The following is a 15987-nucleotide window of genomic DNA, read 5'->3' on the forward strand; positions in this document are numbered from 1 at the left end:
GGGGACACAATGAGCTCCGTTGCGCCTGCTGTTGAACCTGTCGGTCCCGCGCGGACCTCGGGATTCGTCGCGCTCCTCGACCAGACCCGCTACGTGCTCGGCGAGAACAAGGTCACCGGTTTTGCCTTCGCACTGCTGATCGTGATCCTCCTTGCCGCGATCTTCGGCCCCTATGTGGTGCCGTATGACCCGCTGGCGTCCGACACCGCGGCGTCGCTGAAGCCGCCATCGGCCGCGCATTGGTTCGGCACCGACCAGTTGGGCCGCGATATCTTCAGTCGCGTCGTGGTGGCGACGCGGCTCGATACGTTCATCGCGGTCGCCTCCGTCGTCCTGGTGTTCCTGATGGGCGGGCTCGCCGGCATCGCGGCCGGCTATTTCGGCGGCTGGACCGATCGCATCGTCGGTCGCATCGCCGACACCATCATGGCGTTCCCGCTGTTCGTGCTCGCCATGGGCATCGTCGCCGCGCTCGGCAACACCGTGCAGAACATCATCTTGGCCACGGCAATCGTGAACTTTCCGCTCTATGCCCGCGTCGCGCGCGCCGAAGCCAATGTCCGCCGCAACGCCGGCTTCGTGCAGGCCGCGCGTTTGTCCGGCAACGGCGAATTCCGCATTCTCCTCGTGCATATCCTGCCAAACATCATGCCGATCATGATCGTGCAGATGTCGCTGACCATGGGCTATGCCATCCTCAATGCCGCCGGTCTCTCGTTCATCGGCCTCGGCGTCCGTCCGCCAACGGCGGAATGGGGCATCATGGTCGCCGAAGGTGCCGGCTTCATGGTGTCAGGCGAATGGTGGATCGCGCTATTCCCGGGCCTCGCTTTGATGATCGCCGTGTTCTGCTTCAACCTCCTCGGCGACGGCCTGCGCGACATCGTCGACCCCCAGCGGAGGACGTGATGATTGGATTCCGCGCAAATTTTCGCTCAAAATTCTCCAATGATTCCAATGCTATTCTACTGTGCATGGGGTTGTTTTCGATGTTTTTGTTTGGGAGGCACCCATGACCGCCCAGCCCCTGCTCGACGTCCAGGACCTCACGGTCGAATTCACCACCCGCCGCGGCATCGTCAAAGCCGTCCAGCACGTCAACATCTCCGTTGCCAAGGGCGAGACGCTGGCGATCGTCGGCGAGTCCGGCTCCGGCAAATCGGTGACCTCCTATGCCGTGATGCGCATTCTCGATCGTGCAGGGCGGATCGCCGAGGGCTCGGTGATGTTCTCGGGCATCGACGTCAAGGCCGCGACCGAAGACCAGATGCGCGATTTGCGCGGTCGCGAAGTCTCGATGATCTTCCAGAACCCGCGCGCCGCGCTCAACCCGATCCGGAAGGTCGGCGACCAGATCGAAGACGTGCTGCGCACCCATGTGCAGCAGGCCATGGTCTCGGACCGCGGCGAAAAGGCGATCGAGGCGCTGGAGCAGGTCAAGATCGCCCGCCCGCGCGAGCGCTATCACGCGTATCCGTTCGAATTGTCCGGCGGCATGTGCCAGCGCGTCGTCATCGCGCTCGCGCTTGCCTGCAATCCGCAGCTGCTGATCGCGGATGAGCCGACGACTGGATTGGACGTCACCACGCAGAAGGCGGTGATGGATCTGATCGTCGAGCTGACCAAGCGCAAGGCGATGTCCACCATCCTGATCACGCATGATCTCGGCCTTGCCGCCGCCTATTGCGACCGCGTCGTGGTGATGGAAAAGGGCCGGGTGGTCGAGACCGCAAAGGCCGCCGACATCTTCGCCAACCCGCAGCACCCCTACACGAAGAAGCTGATGCGCGCGACGCCGCGGCTCGGCGTGAGCCTGCGGGATCTGTTGCCGGAGGAGGAAGGCTCAACTATCGCGGCCGGGCCTGACCCGGCCATCCATCAGGCTTCGCAAGACGAGGCCAAGAAGAGCGAGCAGCCTCTCCTCCTCATCGACAAGCTGGTCAAGGAATATCCCCGTCAGGGCGCCACGGCCACGCTCGGCAAATTGTTCGGCCGCAAGCCCCCGGTCGAGCCCGATGTGTTCCGCGCGGTGGACGGCATCAGCTTCTCGATCGGTCACGGCGAGAGTGTCGGCCTGGTCGGCGAGTCCGGCTGCGGCAAATCGACCACGTCGATGATGGTGATGCGGCTGCTGGACCAGACCTCGGGCCTGATCCAGTTCGACGGCGAGGACATCGGCGCCATCGCGCCCGCCGGCTTTGCCCGGCTGCCGCAGCGCAGCCGCATCCAGATGGTGTTCCAGGATCCGACCGACAGCCTCAACCCGCGCTTCACCGCCGTGCGTGCCATCGCCGATCCCATCATGCAGCTTGGCGACATCAGGGGGCGGGACGCGCTCCGCGCCCGCTGTGAGGAGCTCGCCACCATGGTGGGCCTGCCGCACAATCTGCTGGATCGCTTCCCGCACCAATTGTCGGGCGGCCAGAAGGCCCGCGTCGGCATCGCCCGCGCCATTGCCCTGCACCCGAAACTCGTCATCCTGGACGAGCCGACCGCCGCGCTCGACGTCTCGGTCCAGGCGGTGGTCCTTAATCTGCTCCAGGACCTCAAGGCGCGGCTAGGTATGAGTTATCTGTTCGTCTCGCATGATTTGAACGTAGTGCGCTTGTTGTGCGATCGTGTCATTGTCATGCGGTCGGGTCGAATCGTCGAGGAAGGATCTTCCGAGCGGGTCTTGAGCGATCCGCAGGACGACTACACCAAGGAGCTGCTGACGGCGATCCCGCATCCGCCGCTGCAGACACTGGGCGCACACTGAGAGCTTGTTTGGGAGCGTGATGGCCGAACCGCTGGACGATTATATCGACGCTGTTACGAAAGCGTTGGCGTTGCCTGTCGAGGAAGCATGGAGGTCGTCCATTCGCGCCAATCTCGAGGTCTCGCTACGGCTCGGCCGCTTCGTCGACGAATTCGCGCTGCCGGACGAGACCGAGCCGGCGCCCGTCTTCACGGTCTGACGCCGCCATGACGACCAAGCCAGAGATGACGGCCTCCGAGATCGCGAGCGCGGTTGCGGGCCGCAAGATGTCGGCGCTCGATGCGACCGAAGCAGCGCTTGCGCGTATCAAGCAGCACGACACCATCCTCAACGCCTTCACCGACATCACCGCCGATCGCGCCCGCGCCAAAGCGCGCGCGATCGATGCCGACATCGCCGCCGGCAAGACCGTCGGCCCATTGGCCGGCGTGCCCTTCGCGGTGAAGAATTTATTCGACGTCGCAGGCCTCGCCACCCGCGCCGGCTCGAAGATAAACCGAGACCGCGCGCCCGCGACGCGCGATGCCACGCTGATCGAGCGTATGGAAGCGGCTGGCGCCGTGCTGGTCGGTGCGCTCAACATGGGCGAATACGCCTATGACTTCACCGGCGAGAACGTCCATGACGGTCCCTCGCGCAATCCGCATGATACCACGCGGATGAGCGGCGGCTCCTCCGGCGGATCCGGCAGCGCCGTCGGCGGCGCGCTGGTGCCGATCGCGCTCGGCTCCGACACCAACGGTTCGATCCGCGTGCCGTCCTCGTTCTGCGGCATCTTCGGCCTGAAGCCGACCTATGGCCGGCTCTCGCGTGCGCGCTCTTTCCCGTTCGTCGCGAGCCTCGATCATCTCGGCCCGTTCGCGCGCTCCGCCACCGATCTCGCGCTCGCCTACGACGCGATGCAGGGGCCGGATGCGGACGACGCCGCCTGCACCACCACACGTGGTCTGGAGCCGACGCTGCCGCTGCTCGCCAATCCGGTTTCGGACCTGCGCATCGCAATCGCCGGCGGGTACTTCCAGCAGAATCTGTTTCCGGAAGCCGTCGAAGCCGTCAGCCGCGTCGCCAAGGCGCTGGGCGCAACGCGCGTGGTGGACGTGCCGGAAGCCGCGCGCGCCCGCGCGGCGGCCTATGTCATCACCACCACGGAAGGCGCCTCGCTGCATCTCGACCGGCTCCGCAAGCGGCCGAACGATTTCGATCCCGCCGTGCGCGACCGGCTGATCGCGGGCGCTATGGTGCCGGCGCCGCTGGTCGACCGCGCGCAAAAATTCCGCCGCTGGTATCGAACGCAACTCGCCGAGATATTCAAGTCGGTCGACGTGCTGATCGCACCGGCGACGCCGTGCACCGCGCCGAAACTCGGCCAGATCAATTTCAATCTTGGCGGCGTCGAGCTGCCGGTGCGCGCCAATATCGGCATCCACACCCAGCCGATCTCCTTCATCGGCCTGCCTGTGGTTGCCGTGCCGGTGCCGCTCGAACCGCTGCCGATCGGCGTGCAGATCATCGCCGCGCCATGGCGCGAGGACATCGCGCTGCGCGTCGCATACGCGTTGGAGAAGATGGGCGTCGCCGCCGCGCCCAGCGCAAAAGGATTTTGAGATGGAGATCGATCTCCCCGACGTGATCGCGGACGTCAAAGCCGCGTTCGATCGCTATGAGCAGGCGTTGATCACCAACGACGTCGCGGTGCTCGGCGAGCTCTTCCGCAACGATCCCCGCACGCTGCGTTATGGCATCGGCGAGAATCTCTACGGCTATGAGGCGATCTCCGGATTCCGCGCCGGGCGCTCGCCGGTCGGCCTCAATCGCCGCACCGCGAAAACCATGATCACCAGCTATGGCCGCGACACGGCGGTCGCCTCCACCCTGTTCTATCGCGACACGATGCCGGGCAAGGTCGGCCGGCAGATGCAGACCTGGGTAAAATTCCCGGAGGGCTGGCGCGTCGTCGCCGCCCATGTCAGCATCATCGACGAGTCGAAAGAGACCTGACCGTATGACGCTTGACGATCTTCCGCCCGGAGCGCTGCCGGCCGATCCGGCGGTGCCGCGTGTCGACCGGGCGTCACCATCAGCGCACAAAATCACGCGCGCCGAGGAGCTGCGCCTGCAGCTCGCCGACGAGATCGTGCGCGGAGCTCTGCCGCCCGGCGCGCCGCTTGACGAGACCGACATCGCGCGCCGCTTCAGCGTCTCGCGCACGCCGGTGCGGGAAGCGCTGCGCCAGCTCGTGGCAAGCGGCCTCGTCGAAGCACGCGCCCATCGCGGCGCGGTGGTGGCACAGCCTTCGTTCGAACGGCTGACGGGCATGTTCGAGGCGATGGCGGAGCTGGAAGCGCTGTGCGCGGGTCTTGCCGCCGAACGGATGTCAGCTGCCGAGCGTCACGGCCTCGAAGCCATCCACGAAGAGCTGCGGGTGTTGAGCTACGCCGGCAATCCCGAGCGCTTCCACGAGGTCAACGAGCGCTTCCACAACGCGATCTATGCGGGATCGCAGAACGGCTACATCGCCGAGATCACGCTGGCGACGCGCGTGCGCGTGCAGCCGTTTCGTCGCGCCCAGTTCCGCAACCTCGGCCGATTGGCAAAGTCGCAAGCCGAGCACGACCGCGTCGTCGTCGCCATCATGCGCGGCGACAAGCAGGGCGCCGCCGCCGCGATGCGCGCGCATATCGAGCTGGTGCGCGGGGAGTACGAGATCTACGCGGTGTCGGTGTAGGGCCGCGCGCACGGTGCTGTAGGATGGGCAAAGGCGCAAAGCGCCGTGCCCACCATCTACCCAAGCTGACGGTGATGGTGGGCACGCTTCGCTTTGCCCACCCTACGAGACCTATGCCGTAGCGGCTTCCGCCATAAACTTCCGCCATCCACCATAAGCCGTGATATCTCGCGCCTCGCCCAGCACCTCGGGCTCGACGAGAAATCCCTTCACGCTGCGGCCATCCGCCAGCCGCACGGTGCCAATCGCCATCGGCGCGGGAATCGCGTTGACGAACTTGCCGAAGGCGGACGACGACAGCATCCAGATCTCCAGCTCGATCGACGCGCCCTTGCCGGTTTCGACGCGCAGCATGCCCGGCTTCGGCGGCGTGGTCTTCAATGCGTAGAGCTTGTAGTCCGCCGCGGTCCTGGTCGCCTCGATCAGCTGGCCGTTCAGCGCTTTCAACTCGCCGTTCAACGCCATGCCGGACAGATGCGCGCCGACCACGGCGATCGGAATCTCGTCGATGCCGCTTGCGGCAAGCGGCGCCAGCGCGGGTTGCGCCACGCCCTTTGCGCCAAGCGTCAGTTTGGTATCGGCATGGAACATGCGCCCGATGCTCGCGAGCAGCGCGTCGTGGCCGGTGGGCGCAAGGAGCGTGATGCCGAACGGGATGCCGTCGGCGCGCATCGCCGCCGGCAGCGCGAGACCGCAGAGGTCGAGCAGATTGACAAAATTGGTGTAGGTGCCGAGCCGGCTGTTGAGCTCGACCGGATTGGCCAGCACCTGCGCGGTCGTATAGGCCGTCGGCGCCGTCGGCAGCACCAGCGCGTCGATATTGGTGAAGGTGCGCTCGGCGATCTTGCGCAGGCCCTGCAGGCGATAGAGCGCGGAGAAGGTCTCCGCCGCCGTTAACCGCGCACCGGCCGCGGTGATCTCGCGTGTCACCGGATGGATCGTATCCGGCGCGGAGGCGAGCAGGTCGCGGATCACGAGATAGCGCTCGGCGACCCACGGTCCTTCGTAGAGCAGCCGCGCCGTCTCGTAGAATGGCTCGAGGTCGAACTCGACGAGGGTTGCGCCAAGCGCGGTCCAGCGCTTCAACGCGTCAGCGTAAGCCGCTTCCGCCTTCTTGTCGCCGAAGAAGATCAGCTGTCCGCTGCGCGGCACGCCCAGGCGCAGGTTTGCCGGGAGCGGGGTGATCGCGCCAAGCGGCCGGTCGCGCGAGAACGGATCGGCCTGATCGGGACCCGCCATCACCGACAGTGCGAGCGCGGCGTCGTCGACCGTCAAAGCGAACACCGAGATACAGTCCAGCGTCCGGCAGGCCGGCACCAGGCCAGCGGTCGAAATCATGCCGAGGCTCGGCTTCAGACCAACGATGTTGTTGAGCATCGCCGGCACGCGCCCGCTGCCGGCGGTGTCGGTGCCGAGCGACAGCGGCACCAGCCCGGCGCCGACGGCGGTAGCCGATCCCGAGCTCGATCCGCCGGGAATGAGGTCCTCACGGATCGCGTTTCTGGGGATGCCATAGGGCGAGCGCACGCCGACAAGGCCGGTCGCGAACTGGTCGAGATTGGTCTTGCCGATGATGATCGCGCCGGCGGCGCGCAGCCGCGCAACCGCGGTCGAATCGTGTGTCGGGATGTACGAGAAGGCCGGGCACGCCGCGGTGGTCGGAAATCCCAGCGCGTCGATGTTGTCCTTCACCACCACCGGCACGCCATAGAGCGGCAGGCCGGCGGCCTCCTTGGTGGCGAGCTTCTCGGCTTCCGCGATCGCGTCGTTTTCGTCGCGCAGGCTGATGAAGACGGCGGGATCGTTGTGGTCGCGGATGCGCTGATAGGTGCGCGCGACCGTCTGCGCCGGCGTGAGCGTGCCCGCGCGGTGCGCGGCCACGATCGCGGCGATCGTTTCAGGCTGCTCAGCCCCCATTTCAGCCCTCATGGCGACAAACTCCGGCTACGTCTCTTCACCCGGATCGAAGCAAGCGATGTGCCATTGTGTACAGAATCCGGGCAGGACAAGTGCTGCGGATATTATCGATGGATCAGTGGCTTGTGGGATATTTCGAGCGCCGGCGGGCCTGCGTGTCAGCGCCCTGTTACGGGCATTTGCGCAAATAATGGGCAGCTCACCGAGCCCCGAGCTTGCGCCCCAACAATTGTCGTGGCCAACATGCTGGCCAACGCGGTCCCGACGAGGCTGCGGTCGGTCCCGGCTCCCGGGCGAGGAGGAAACCATGACAGCCGCCCCTCGCGGTGATGCTTCGAGCCTGTTCGCGACACCCAGAACCGTTGCCGAGCATCGCGCCGACGGCAGCATCGTGCTGCGCTCGCCCGAGCCGCTGCGCGATGGCGCGCGTTGCGTCGGCGACTGGCTGGAGCAATGGGCGCGGCAGAGGCCTGATACGATTTTCCTCGCGGAGCGCAGCAGTGCCGAAGCGCCATGGACCACCGTCACCTATGCGCAGGCGCTCCGGCAGGTGCGCGCGACAGCGTCCTGGATTCTGGCGCAAGGTCTCAGTCCGGAGCGCCCGCTCGCGATCCTCTCCGACAACAGCATCGATCATGCGTTGCTGGCATTGGCGGCCCAGCATGTCGGCGTGCCCTCGGCGGCGACCTCGCCGGCCTATTCGCTGATGTCCAAGGATTTCGACAAGCTCAAGAGCATGATCACGCTGCTTGAGCCCGCCGCGATCTATGTCTCCGCGACGAGGCCGTTTGCGGCGGCACTGGCCGCGATCAAGCCGCTGCATAGCGCGCAGATCATCAGCGGCAACGCGAGCGACGCCGATGCGCTCGCCTTTCGCACCGTTGCGGCGACGCCTGAAACGGCGGACGTCGCAAGAGCCTTCGCCGCTGTCACACCGGACACCATCGCAAAATTCCTGTTCACCTCGGGCTCGACCGGCACGCCGAAAGCCGTGATCAACACCCAGCGCATGCTGACGTCGAGCCAGCAGGCCAAGGCGCAGACCTGGACGTTTCTCGAACAGGGGCGCGACGATCTCGTCATTCTCGACTGGCTGCCCTGGAGCCACACCTTCGGCGCCAACCACAATTTCAATCTCGTGCTGCGCAATGGCGGCTCGCTCTATATCGACGGCGGCAAGCCGGCGCCCGGTCTGTTTGCGATGTCACTCGCCAATCTCAGAAGCGTGATGCCGACGGTCTATTTCAACGTGCCGCGCGGCTTCGATATGCTGATCGCGGCGCTGCGCGGCGACGGGGAACTGTGTCGCCGCTTCTTCAGCGAGGTGAAATTCGCGTTCTACGCCGGTGCCGCGTTGCCGCAGAATCTCTGGGACGCGCTCGAAGAACTCTCCGTCAAGACTGTTGGCCGCGCGATGCCGATGGTCTCGGCCTGGGGCTCGACCGAGACCTCGCCGCTGGCCACCGACTGCCATTTCCTCGCGGAACGCTCGGGCAACATCGGCGTGCCTATCCCCGGCACCGAATTGAAGCTCGTCACCTCGGGCGACAAGCTGGAGGTGCGCGTGCGCGGCCCCAACGTCACGCCGGGCTATTGGAAAGCGCCGGAGCTGACCAGGCAGGCGTTCGACGACGAGGGATTTTATCTCATCGGTGACGCCGTGAAGTTCGCCGATGCGAAGCGGCCCGAGCGCGGCCTGTTCTTCGACGGTCGCGTCGCGGAGGATTTCAAACTCAATTCCGGCACCTGGGTCAGCGTCGGCACGCTGCGCCTCGCCGGCATCGCCGCGCTGGCGCCGCTCGCGCAGGATATCGTCATCACCGGCCATGGCGGCGACGAGGTGCGCTTCCTGGTGTTTCCGAACATCGCTGCGTGCCGCGCGCATGCCGGCCTGCCTGAGACCGCAGGCGTCAACGACGTGCTTGCGCATGACAAGGTCAGAGCCGCGATCGCGCAGGGTCTGGCGAAGCTCAAGCAACACGGCGCCAACTCCTCCGGCCACGCCACGCGTGCCCTGCTGCTCGACGAGCCGCCGTCGGTGGACGGCGGCGAGATCACCGACAAGGGCTACATCAATCAGCGCGCGGTGCTGACGCGGCGTGCCGATGCGGTGGCGCGGTTGGATGACGCTGCGCCAGGCGAGTGGATCGGTCTGTAGCGCTTGGGCCCGTGCCCCGGAAGCAGCGCAGCACCCAGTGATGCGCTGCAGAGCCGGGCCTATCTCGTTTGTGCGCGCGGTCGCGTGGATCCCGGCTCTGCGCAGCAGCGCTTCACGCTGCAGCGCGTCCGGAACACGAGAGCGGGGCAAAGAAAAAGGCCAGCCAACCTGCCGCATTATCCTGCATGATTCTTTTGTTGCCTAAGCAACTAGTTTGTGCGAACCGTTCCAGACTAGGATGACGGCGGGAGAACCGCCGCGTCGGATCGGAGGAAGCTATGCTCGGCAGAGAGGGTACCGCCGGCGAACGACGGTGCATGCCCGGACATGACAGGGCTCAGCGCTCGCTGCGTGGTTCGTCAGGTCTCGGTGCTGCCGGTGACCGCGCCGAGATTTTCGTGCAGACGGCGCAACAGGTCGATCAGCACCTCGCGCTCGTCTTTGTCCAGGCAGGACAACAGGCGCCGTTCGCGCTCGAATGCCGCGACGATCACCTTGTCATGGATGGCGCGGCCCTTCGCCGTCAGCGAGATCGAGTGGGTGCGCCCATCGTTGGGATCGGTGCGGATCGAGATCAGGCCCCGCTTTTCCAGACCGGCCAGCGTTCGGCTCACCGGGCCCTTGTCGAAACCGATGACGTGGCAGATGCGCGACGCCGGAATGCCGGGCTCGATCGCCAGCAGCGACATGATCCGCCATTCCGTGACGTTGACGCCGAACTGCCGCTGATAGAACGCCGTGGCGCTGTTCGAGAGCTTGTTGGCGATGAAGGTGATGAACGCGGGGACGTAGCGGTCGAGATCGAGCGTCGGTCCCGTATCGGCGGGCGCAGGTTTCTGGCGGGCTCTGGTCGAAGACGGCGGCATATCGGGATTCTGTCTCGCGGCGTGTCCGAAAGACCTAAGGGTAAGCGCCGCCCTTGCACAAGATCAAAATAAGTGAGGACTTCCATGAGCGCTTCCAGCTCCCCGGAAATCAACGGTTCGTCGGCCGTCCCGCATCTCGACGTCGATCCTTTCGCGATGGATTTTTTCGCCGATCCCTATCCCACGCATGAGCTGCTGCGGGAGGCGGGACCTGTCGTCTATCTCGACAAGTGGAACGTCTATGGCGTCGCGCGCTATGCCGAGGTCCATGCCGTGCTGAATGATCCCGCGACCTTCTGCTCCAGCCGCGGCGTCGGCCTGTCCGACTTCAAGAAGGAGACGCCGTGGCGGCCGCCGAGCCTGATCCTCGAAGCCGATCCTCCCGCGCACACCCGTACCCGCGCCGTGCTCTCAAAGGTGCTGTCGCCGACGGTGATGAAGGGGCTCCGCGACCGCTTTGCCGCGGTAGCGGAACAGCGTGTGGACGCGCTGCTGGAGAAGCGCAGCTTCGATGCCATCACGGACCTCGCCGAGGCCTATCCGCTGTCGATCTTCCCGGATGCGCTCGGGCTGAAGCCGGAGGGGCGCGAGAATCTCATTCCCTATGCCAGTGTCGTGTTCAACGCCTTCGGCCCGCCGAACCAGTTGCGCCAGGAAGCGATCGCGCGCTCGGCGCCGCACCAGGCCTACGTCACCGAGCAGTGCCAGCGGGACAACCTCACGCCCGGCGGCATCGGCGCCTGCATCCACGCCCATGTCGACGAGGGTGCCATCACCGCCACCGAAGCGCCGCTGCTGGTGCGTTCGCTGCTGTCGGCGGGCCTCGACACCACGGTCAACGGCATCGGTGCTGCGGTGTATTGCCTGGCGCGCTTTCCGGAGCAGTGGCAGCGCCTGCGTGGCGATCCCACCCTGGCGCGCAACGCTTTCGAGGAGGCCGTTCGTTTTGAAAGCCCGGTGCAGACCTTCTTCCGCACGACAACGCGCGAGGTCGAACTGTCAGGCGCGACCATCGGTGAGGGCGAGAAGGTGTTGATGTTCCTGGCGGCTGCCAATCGCGATCCGCGGCGCTGGGACAAGCCTGACAGCTACGACATCACCCGCCGCACGTCCGGCCATGTTGGCTATGGCTCAGGTATTCACATGTGCGTCGGCCAGCTGGTCGCGCGGCTGGAAGGCGAGACAATGCTCGCGGCGCTGGCCCGACGGATCGCAAAAATCGAGATCACGGGCGAGCCAAAGCGCCGCTTCAACAACACGCTGCGCGGGCTCGACAGCCTGCCCGTGAGCATCACGCCGGCCTGACGCGACCGGCATCGAAAACAACAAATACGACAGGGGAGGGAACAATGAAGAACTTGAAGTGGACGCTTGCGCTGGCCGCGAGCCTGATTGGCGGCGCGGCAAATGCCGAGATTTCGGACAACGTCGTGCGTGTCGGCGTGCTCAACGACATCTCCGGCATCTTCCAGGACACCAACGGCATGGGCTCGGTCGAGGCCGCGCGCATGGCCGCCGAGGATTTCAACGGCGGCGGAAAAGGCATCAAGGTCGACATCGTCTATGCCGATCACCAGAACAAGGCCGATGTCGGCAACGCCATCGCGCGCAAATGGCTCGATGTCGAGGGTGTCGACGCCATCGTCGACGTGCCGAACTCGGCCGTCGGTCTCTCCATCAACACGCTGCTGCGCGACAGCCGCATGACGTTTCTTGCGTCGTCCACCGCGAGCTCCGATCTCACCGGCAAGGCCTGCTCGCCCAACACCATCCAGTGGGTCAACGACGCCTGGGCCACCGGCAACACCACGGCGGCGGCGATGATGTCGCGCGGCGGCAAGGAGTGGTATTTTCTCACGGTCGACTACGCACTCGGCAAGGGCATCGAGGCGGAAGCCCAGAAATACATCGAAGCGCATGGCGGCAAGGTGTTGGGCTCCAGCAAGCACCCGCTCGGCACCTCCGACTTTGCCTCCTTCCTGTTGCAGGCGCAGGGCTCGAAGGCGCAGGTGATCGGGCTCGCCAATGCCGGCGGCGACACCATCAACGCGGTAAAGCAGGCCGCTGAGTTCGGGATCCAGCAGGGCGGACAAAAGCTCGTCGCCTTCCTGCTCTTCATCAACGACGTCCACGGCATGGGCATCAAGGTCGCGCAAGGGCTCCAGCTCATGGAAGCGTTCTATTGGGACATGAACGACGACACCCGCGCCTTCGCCAAGCGCTTCGCGGCGCGGCCCGGTATGAACGGCAAGATGCCGAGCGGTAACCAGGCGGGAGTTTATGCCTCCACGCTCGCTTATCTCAACGCGGTCGCCGCGACCGGCAGCGACAACGCCAAGGACGCCGTGCCCGAGATGAAGAAGTTTAGGGGTAAGGACAAGCTGTTCGGCGACACCACGATCCGCCAGGACGGCCGCGTCGTGCATCCGATGTATCTGTTCGAGGTGAAGAAGCCGGAGGAATCGAAATATCCGTACGACTATTACAAGCTGGTCTCGACGATCTCTGCGGAGCAGGCGTTTCGACCGTTGGCGGAAGGTGGGTGCGGGTTGGTGAAGTAGTGATGTAGCCGCGAGCGCCGCTGCACCCTCTCCATCTGTGGGAGAGGGTGGCTTCGCAAAGCGAAGCCGGGTGAGGGGTTCTCTCCGCGAGTCATTCTCTTTCGAGCGCGCTGAGACAGACCCCTCATCCGGCGCTTCGCGCCACCTTTTCCCGCAAGGGGAGAAGGAAGAAAAAGCTACACCACCTTGCTGCTTCCCTGCGTAATCAGCCGCGCGGCGCGCTGGTCGCGGGCGTAGATCCAGAGCCAGCTCAGGGCGACGCTGAGGCGGTGGCGCAAGCCGATCAGGAAGTAGATGTGGGCGATGCCCCAGATCCACCACGCGATGGTGCCGCGCAGCTTGATGCGGCCGAAGTCGATCACCGCCAGCCGCTTGCCGATCTGCGCGAGGCTGCCGGAGTGTTTGTAGCGGAACGGCCCGGTCGGCTCCTGGCGCAGCCGGGCCTTGATGGTCTCGGCCACGTGACGGCCCTGCTGCTTGGCGGCCGGCGCGATGCCGGGCACCGGCTTGCCGTCCCAGGCGTTGATCAAAACGGTGTCGCCGATCGCAAAGATTTCTGGATGACCGGGGATGGTGAGATCGGCTTCCACTTGGACGCGTCCGGCGCGATCGGCCGGTGCGCCCAGCCATTCCGCGGCGGGCGAGGCACGGACGCCGGCGGCCCAGATCTTTGTTTTGGCATCGAGCCGCTCGCCGCCGAACACCACGCCGTCGCGGTCGATCTCGGTGACGGCCTGTCCCAGCACGACCTCCACGCCGATCTTCTCCAGCGAGGCCTGGGCATAGGCCGAGAGATCATCTGGAAAGCCTGCCAGCACGCGCGGGCCGGCCTCGATCAGCACCACGCGCGCCTTGTTGGTGTCGATGTTGCGGAAGTCGGCTGGCAGCGTGTGATGCGCCATCTCCGCGATGGTGCCGGCGAGCTCGACGCCGGTGGGGCCGGCGCCGACGATGACGAAAGTCAGCCGTGCCGCGCGTTTGGCCGGATCGGTCTCGCGCTCGGCGCGCTCGAACGCCACCAGGATATGACGGCGCAAGGTGGTCGCGTCCTCCAGCGTCTTCAGGCCGGGCGCGAACTGCTCCCATTCGTCGTGGCCGAAATAAGCGTGCCGGGCGCCAGTGGCGAGCACCAGCGTGTCGTACGGCACCTCGCTGCCATCGTCGATCAGCACGCAGCGCCTGTCGGCATCCACCCCGCTGACGGCCGCAAACAGCGTCGTCACGTCGCGCCGGTCGCGCATCAGATGCCGGACCGGCCAGGCGATCTCGCTGGTCGCGAGCGAGGCGGTCGCGACCTGGTAGAGCAGCGGCTGGAACAAATGATGGTTGCGGCGGTCGATCAGCGTGATCTCGACCGGGCTGCCGGCGAGCCGGTAGGTCGTCTCCAGCCCGCCGAAGCCGGCTCCGACAATGACGACGCGGTGCGGTGTCGTGGTCATGTTGCGCCCTCGAATCTCGCTGCTCTATTCTCTCATTTAAGTGCGGATTGGGCGTGGTGGTCCAATAGCCGTCATCAATGGACGCATAGGCTAAGGATATCGAGTGTATCGCTATCCCGCGAAAAAGCGCCGCATGCTCCGCCGAAGTGAGTAGAATTATATTTCTTGCTATCGCCGATCGGGGCGAAATATGGTGCAGGGGCGGGCGCCGAGCCATTGGCGGCGCGAAAGATTTTGCGTTCAATAGAGATGACCCGGGGCGGCAATCACCCCGCTTCCGGGCATAATAATATGGAGGGGAGTGGTTATGAGGACGGCATTCTGGCTGGCGGGCGCAGCGGCGCTGGTGCTGGCAGGCCCGGCATCCGCCGGCGACACCATCAAGATCGGTTTCGTTTCGACCTTCAGCGGCCCGACCGCCGTGATCGGCAATGACATGCGCAACTCGTTCGAGCTCGCGCTCGATCATCTCGGCCGCAAGATGGACGGCAAGCCGGTCGAGGTGATCTACGAGGACGACGGACAGAAGCCCGACGTCGGCAAGCAGAAGACCGAGAAGCTGGTGCAGTCCGACAAGGTCGACTTCATCGTCGGCTATATCTGGTCCAACGTGCTGCTGGCCTCGCTGAAGACCGCGGTGGACTCGCAGACTTTCCTGATCTCGGCCAATGCCGGCCCGTCGCAACTCGCCGGCGATCTTTGTTCGCCCTACGTGTTCTCGACCTCCTGGCAGAACGACCAGACTCCGGCTGCCATGGGCCTCTACATGAACCAGAAGGGCGTCAAGAGCGTGTTCCTGATCGGCCCGAACTATGCCGCCGGCAAGGACATGCTCGCGGGCGTGAAGAGCACGTTCAAGGGAGAGGTCAAGGGCGAGGAATACACGGTCTGGCCGAGCCAGCTCGACTTCTCCGCCGAGCTGTCCAAGGCGCGCGCCTCGGGGGCCGAGTCGATCTTCGTGTTCTATCCGGGTGCAGCCGGCGTGCAGTTCCTCAATCAATATGCGCAGGCCGGGCTGAAGAGCACGATGCCGCTCTACACGGCTTTCACCGTCGACGAGCTGTCGCTGCCGCTGCAGAAGGAGAATGCGCTCGGCGTTCCCGGCGCGCAGGAATGGGTGAATGATCTGCCCAACGAGCAGAACAAGCGCTTCGTCGCCGACTATCGCAAGAAATACACCGGCCTGCGTCCCACCTATTACGGCGCGCAAGCCTACGACGCGGCCCAGCTCATCAACAGCGCGGTGGTCGCGGTGAAGGGCGACACCAGCAAGAAGGACGCGATGAAGGCCGAGATGGAGAAGGCCAACTTCAAGTCGCTGCGCGGTCCCCTCAAGTACGGCAAGAACCACATCCCGGTGCAGAGCTTCTATCTCCAGGACGTGGTCAAGGACGGCGAGGGCCAACTCTCGCTGAAGACGGTCGCGACCATCGTCGAAAACGACCAGGATCGTTTCCACGACAAATGCGCGATGAAGTGAGCTGATTGCTTCTCCCTCTCCCCGTCCTTACGGGGAGAGGGGTTCTCAGCTCTCTCTCTCGTCATTGCGAGCGTAGCGAAGCA

The 15987-nt window shown here is 65.2% G+C and carries 13 protein-coding genes; 10 read left to right on the forward strand and 3 right to left on the reverse strand.

The annotated features are described in order from the left end of the window. Positions 1-9 precede the first annotated feature (9 nt). From FXB41_RS01645 to FXB41_RS01670, 6 genes are all read left to right on the forward strand, one after another. Positions 10-909, forward strand: a complete 900-nt coding sequence (locus tag FXB41_RS01645; RefSeq protein ID WP_007597966.1) for an ABC transporter permease — start codon at positions 10-12, stop codon at positions 907-909. A 103-nt stretch (positions 910-1012) separates the two neighbouring features. Next, on the forward strand, positions 1013-2758 hold the full coding sequence (locus FXB41_RS01650) for a dipeptide ABC transporter ATP-binding protein (protein WP_219678980.1): 1746 nt from the start codon (positions 1013-1015) through the stop codon (positions 2756-2758). A gap of 19 nt (positions 2759-2777) precedes the next feature. Then, positions 2778-2957, forward strand: a complete 180-nt coding sequence (locus FXB41_RS01655) for a DUF4089 domain-containing protein (protein ID WP_007597962.1) — start codon at positions 2778-2780, stop codon at positions 2955-2957. 7 nt (positions 2958-2964) lie between these two features. Beyond that, positions 2965-4362, forward strand: a complete 1398-nt coding sequence (locus FXB41_RS01660) for an AtzE family amidohydrolase (protein ID WP_219678982.1) — start codon at positions 2965-2967, stop codon at positions 4360-4362. A 1-nt stretch (position 4363) separates the two neighbouring features. Further along, on the forward strand, positions 4364-4756 hold the full coding sequence (gene hpxZ, locus FXB41_RS01665; RefSeq protein WP_219678985.1) for an oxalurate catabolism protein HpxZ: 393 nt from the start codon (positions 4364-4366) through the stop codon (positions 4754-4756). 4 nt (positions 4757-4760) lie between these two features. Next, entirely contained in the window at positions 4761-5483 is a 723-nt protein-coding gene (locus FXB41_RS01670) for a GntR family transcriptional regulator (RefSeq protein WP_219678988.1), read from the forward strand. 111 nt (positions 5484-5594) lie between these two features. Here FXB41_RS01670 and atzF read toward each other — a convergent pair whose 3' ends face one another. Beyond that, entirely contained in the window at positions 5595-7400 is a 1806-nt protein-coding gene (gene atzF / locus FXB41_RS01675; RefSeq protein WP_219679040.1) for an allophanate hydrolase, read from the reverse strand. Between the two features lie 307 nt (positions 7401-7707). On the opposite strand from atzF, the gene FXB41_RS01680 reads away from it, so the two are divergent. Then, a complete protein-coding gene (locus FXB41_RS01680; protein ID WP_219678989.1) occupies positions 7708-9558 on the forward strand; it encodes a feruloyl-CoA synthase in 1851 nt (616 codons plus the stop codon). 359 nt (positions 9559-9917) lie between these two features. Here FXB41_RS01680 and FXB41_RS01685 read toward each other — a convergent pair whose 3' ends face one another. Next, positions 9918-10424, reverse strand: coding sequence for a MarR family winged helix-turn-helix transcriptional regulator (locus FXB41_RS01685; RefSeq protein WP_007597952.1), 507 nt, complete (start codon positions 10422-10424; stop codon positions 9918-9920). Positions 10425-10508: 84 nt separating this feature from the next. On the opposite strand from FXB41_RS01685, the gene FXB41_RS01690 reads away from it, so the two are divergent. Further along, entirely contained in the window at positions 10509-11729 is a 1221-nt protein-coding gene (locus FXB41_RS01690) for a cytochrome P450 (RefSeq protein ID WP_007597951.1), read from the forward strand. Between the two features lie 44 nt (positions 11730-11773). Next, the gene (locus FXB41_RS01695; protein ID WP_007597950.1) at positions 11774-12985 is read left to right on the forward strand and encodes an ABC transporter substrate-binding protein; all 1212 of its coding nucleotides are present in this window, start codon (positions 11774-11776) and stop codon (positions 12983-12985) included. Positions 12986-13161: 176 nt separating this feature from the next. Here FXB41_RS01695 and FXB41_RS01700 read toward each other — a convergent pair whose 3' ends face one another. Further along, positions 13162-14424: an NAD(P)/FAD-dependent oxidoreductase gene (locus FXB41_RS01700; protein ID WP_007597949.1), complete on the reverse strand. Its 1263-nt coding sequence runs from the start codon at positions 14422-14424 to the stop codon at positions 13162-13164. 307 nt (positions 14425-14731) lie between these two features. Between FXB41_RS01700 and FXB41_RS01705 the strand changes: the two genes are divergently transcribed. Continuing rightward, a complete protein-coding gene (locus FXB41_RS01705; RefSeq protein ID WP_219678992.1) occupies positions 14732-15904 on the forward strand; it encodes an ABC transporter substrate-binding protein in 1173 nt (390 codons plus the stop codon). Positions 15905-15987 lie beyond the last annotated feature (83 nt).

The sequence above is a fragment of the Bradyrhizobium canariense genome (genome assembly GCF_019402665.1).
Taxonomy (GTDB): domain Bacteria; phylum Pseudomonadota; class Alphaproteobacteria; order Rhizobiales; family Xanthobacteraceae; genus Bradyrhizobium; species Bradyrhizobium canariense.

Coding starts and splice junctions, on each gene's coding strand:
- FXB41_RS01690 (WP_007597951.1), top strand. CDS start 10,509: ATGAGCGCTTCCAGCTCCCCGGAAATCAACGGTTCGTCGGCCGTCCCG.
- FXB41_RS01645 (WP_007597966.1), top strand. CDS start 10: ATGAGCTCCGTTGCGCCTGCTGTTGAACCTGTCGGTCCCGCGCGGACC.
- FXB41_RS01660 (WP_219678982.1), top strand. CDS start 2,965: ATGACGACCAAGCCAGAGATGACGGCCTCCGAGATCGCGAGCGCGGTT.
- FXB41_RS01655 (WP_007597962.1), top strand. CDS start 2,778: ATGGCCGAACCGCTGGACGATTATATCGACGCTGTTACGAAAGCGTTG.
- FXB41_RS01670 (WP_219678988.1), top strand. CDS start 4,761: ATGACGCTTGACGATCTTCCGCCCGGAGCGCTGCCGGCCGATCCGGCG.
- FXB41_RS01695 (WP_007597950.1), top strand. CDS start 11,774: ATGAAGAACTTGAAGTGGACGCTTGCGCTGGCCGCGAGCCTGATTGGC.
- FXB41_RS01650 (WP_219678980.1), top strand. CDS start 1,013: ATGACCGCCCAGCCCCTGCTCGACGTCCAGGACCTCACGGTCGAATTC.
- FXB41_RS01700 (WP_007597949.1), bottom strand. CDS start 14,424: ATGACCACGACACCGCACCGCGTCGTCATTGTCGGAGCCGGCTTCGGC.
- FXB41_RS01685 (WP_007597952.1), bottom strand. CDS start 10,424: ATGCCGCCGTCTTCGACCAGAGCCCGCCAGAAACCTGCGCCCGCCGAT.
- atzF (WP_219679040.1), bottom strand. CDS start 7,400: ATGGGGGCTGAGCAGCCTGAAACGATCGCCGCGATCGTGGCCGCGCAC.
- hpxZ (WP_219678985.1), top strand. CDS start 4,364: ATGGAGATCGATCTCCCCGACGTGATCGCGGACGTCAAAGCCGCGTTC.
- FXB41_RS01705 (WP_219678992.1), top strand. CDS start 14,732: ATGAGGACGGCATTCTGGCTGGCGGGCGCAGCGGCGCTGGTGCTGGCA.
- FXB41_RS01680 (WP_219678989.1), top strand. CDS start 7,708: ATGACAGCCGCCCCTCGCGGTGATGCTTCGAGCCTGTTCGCGACACCC.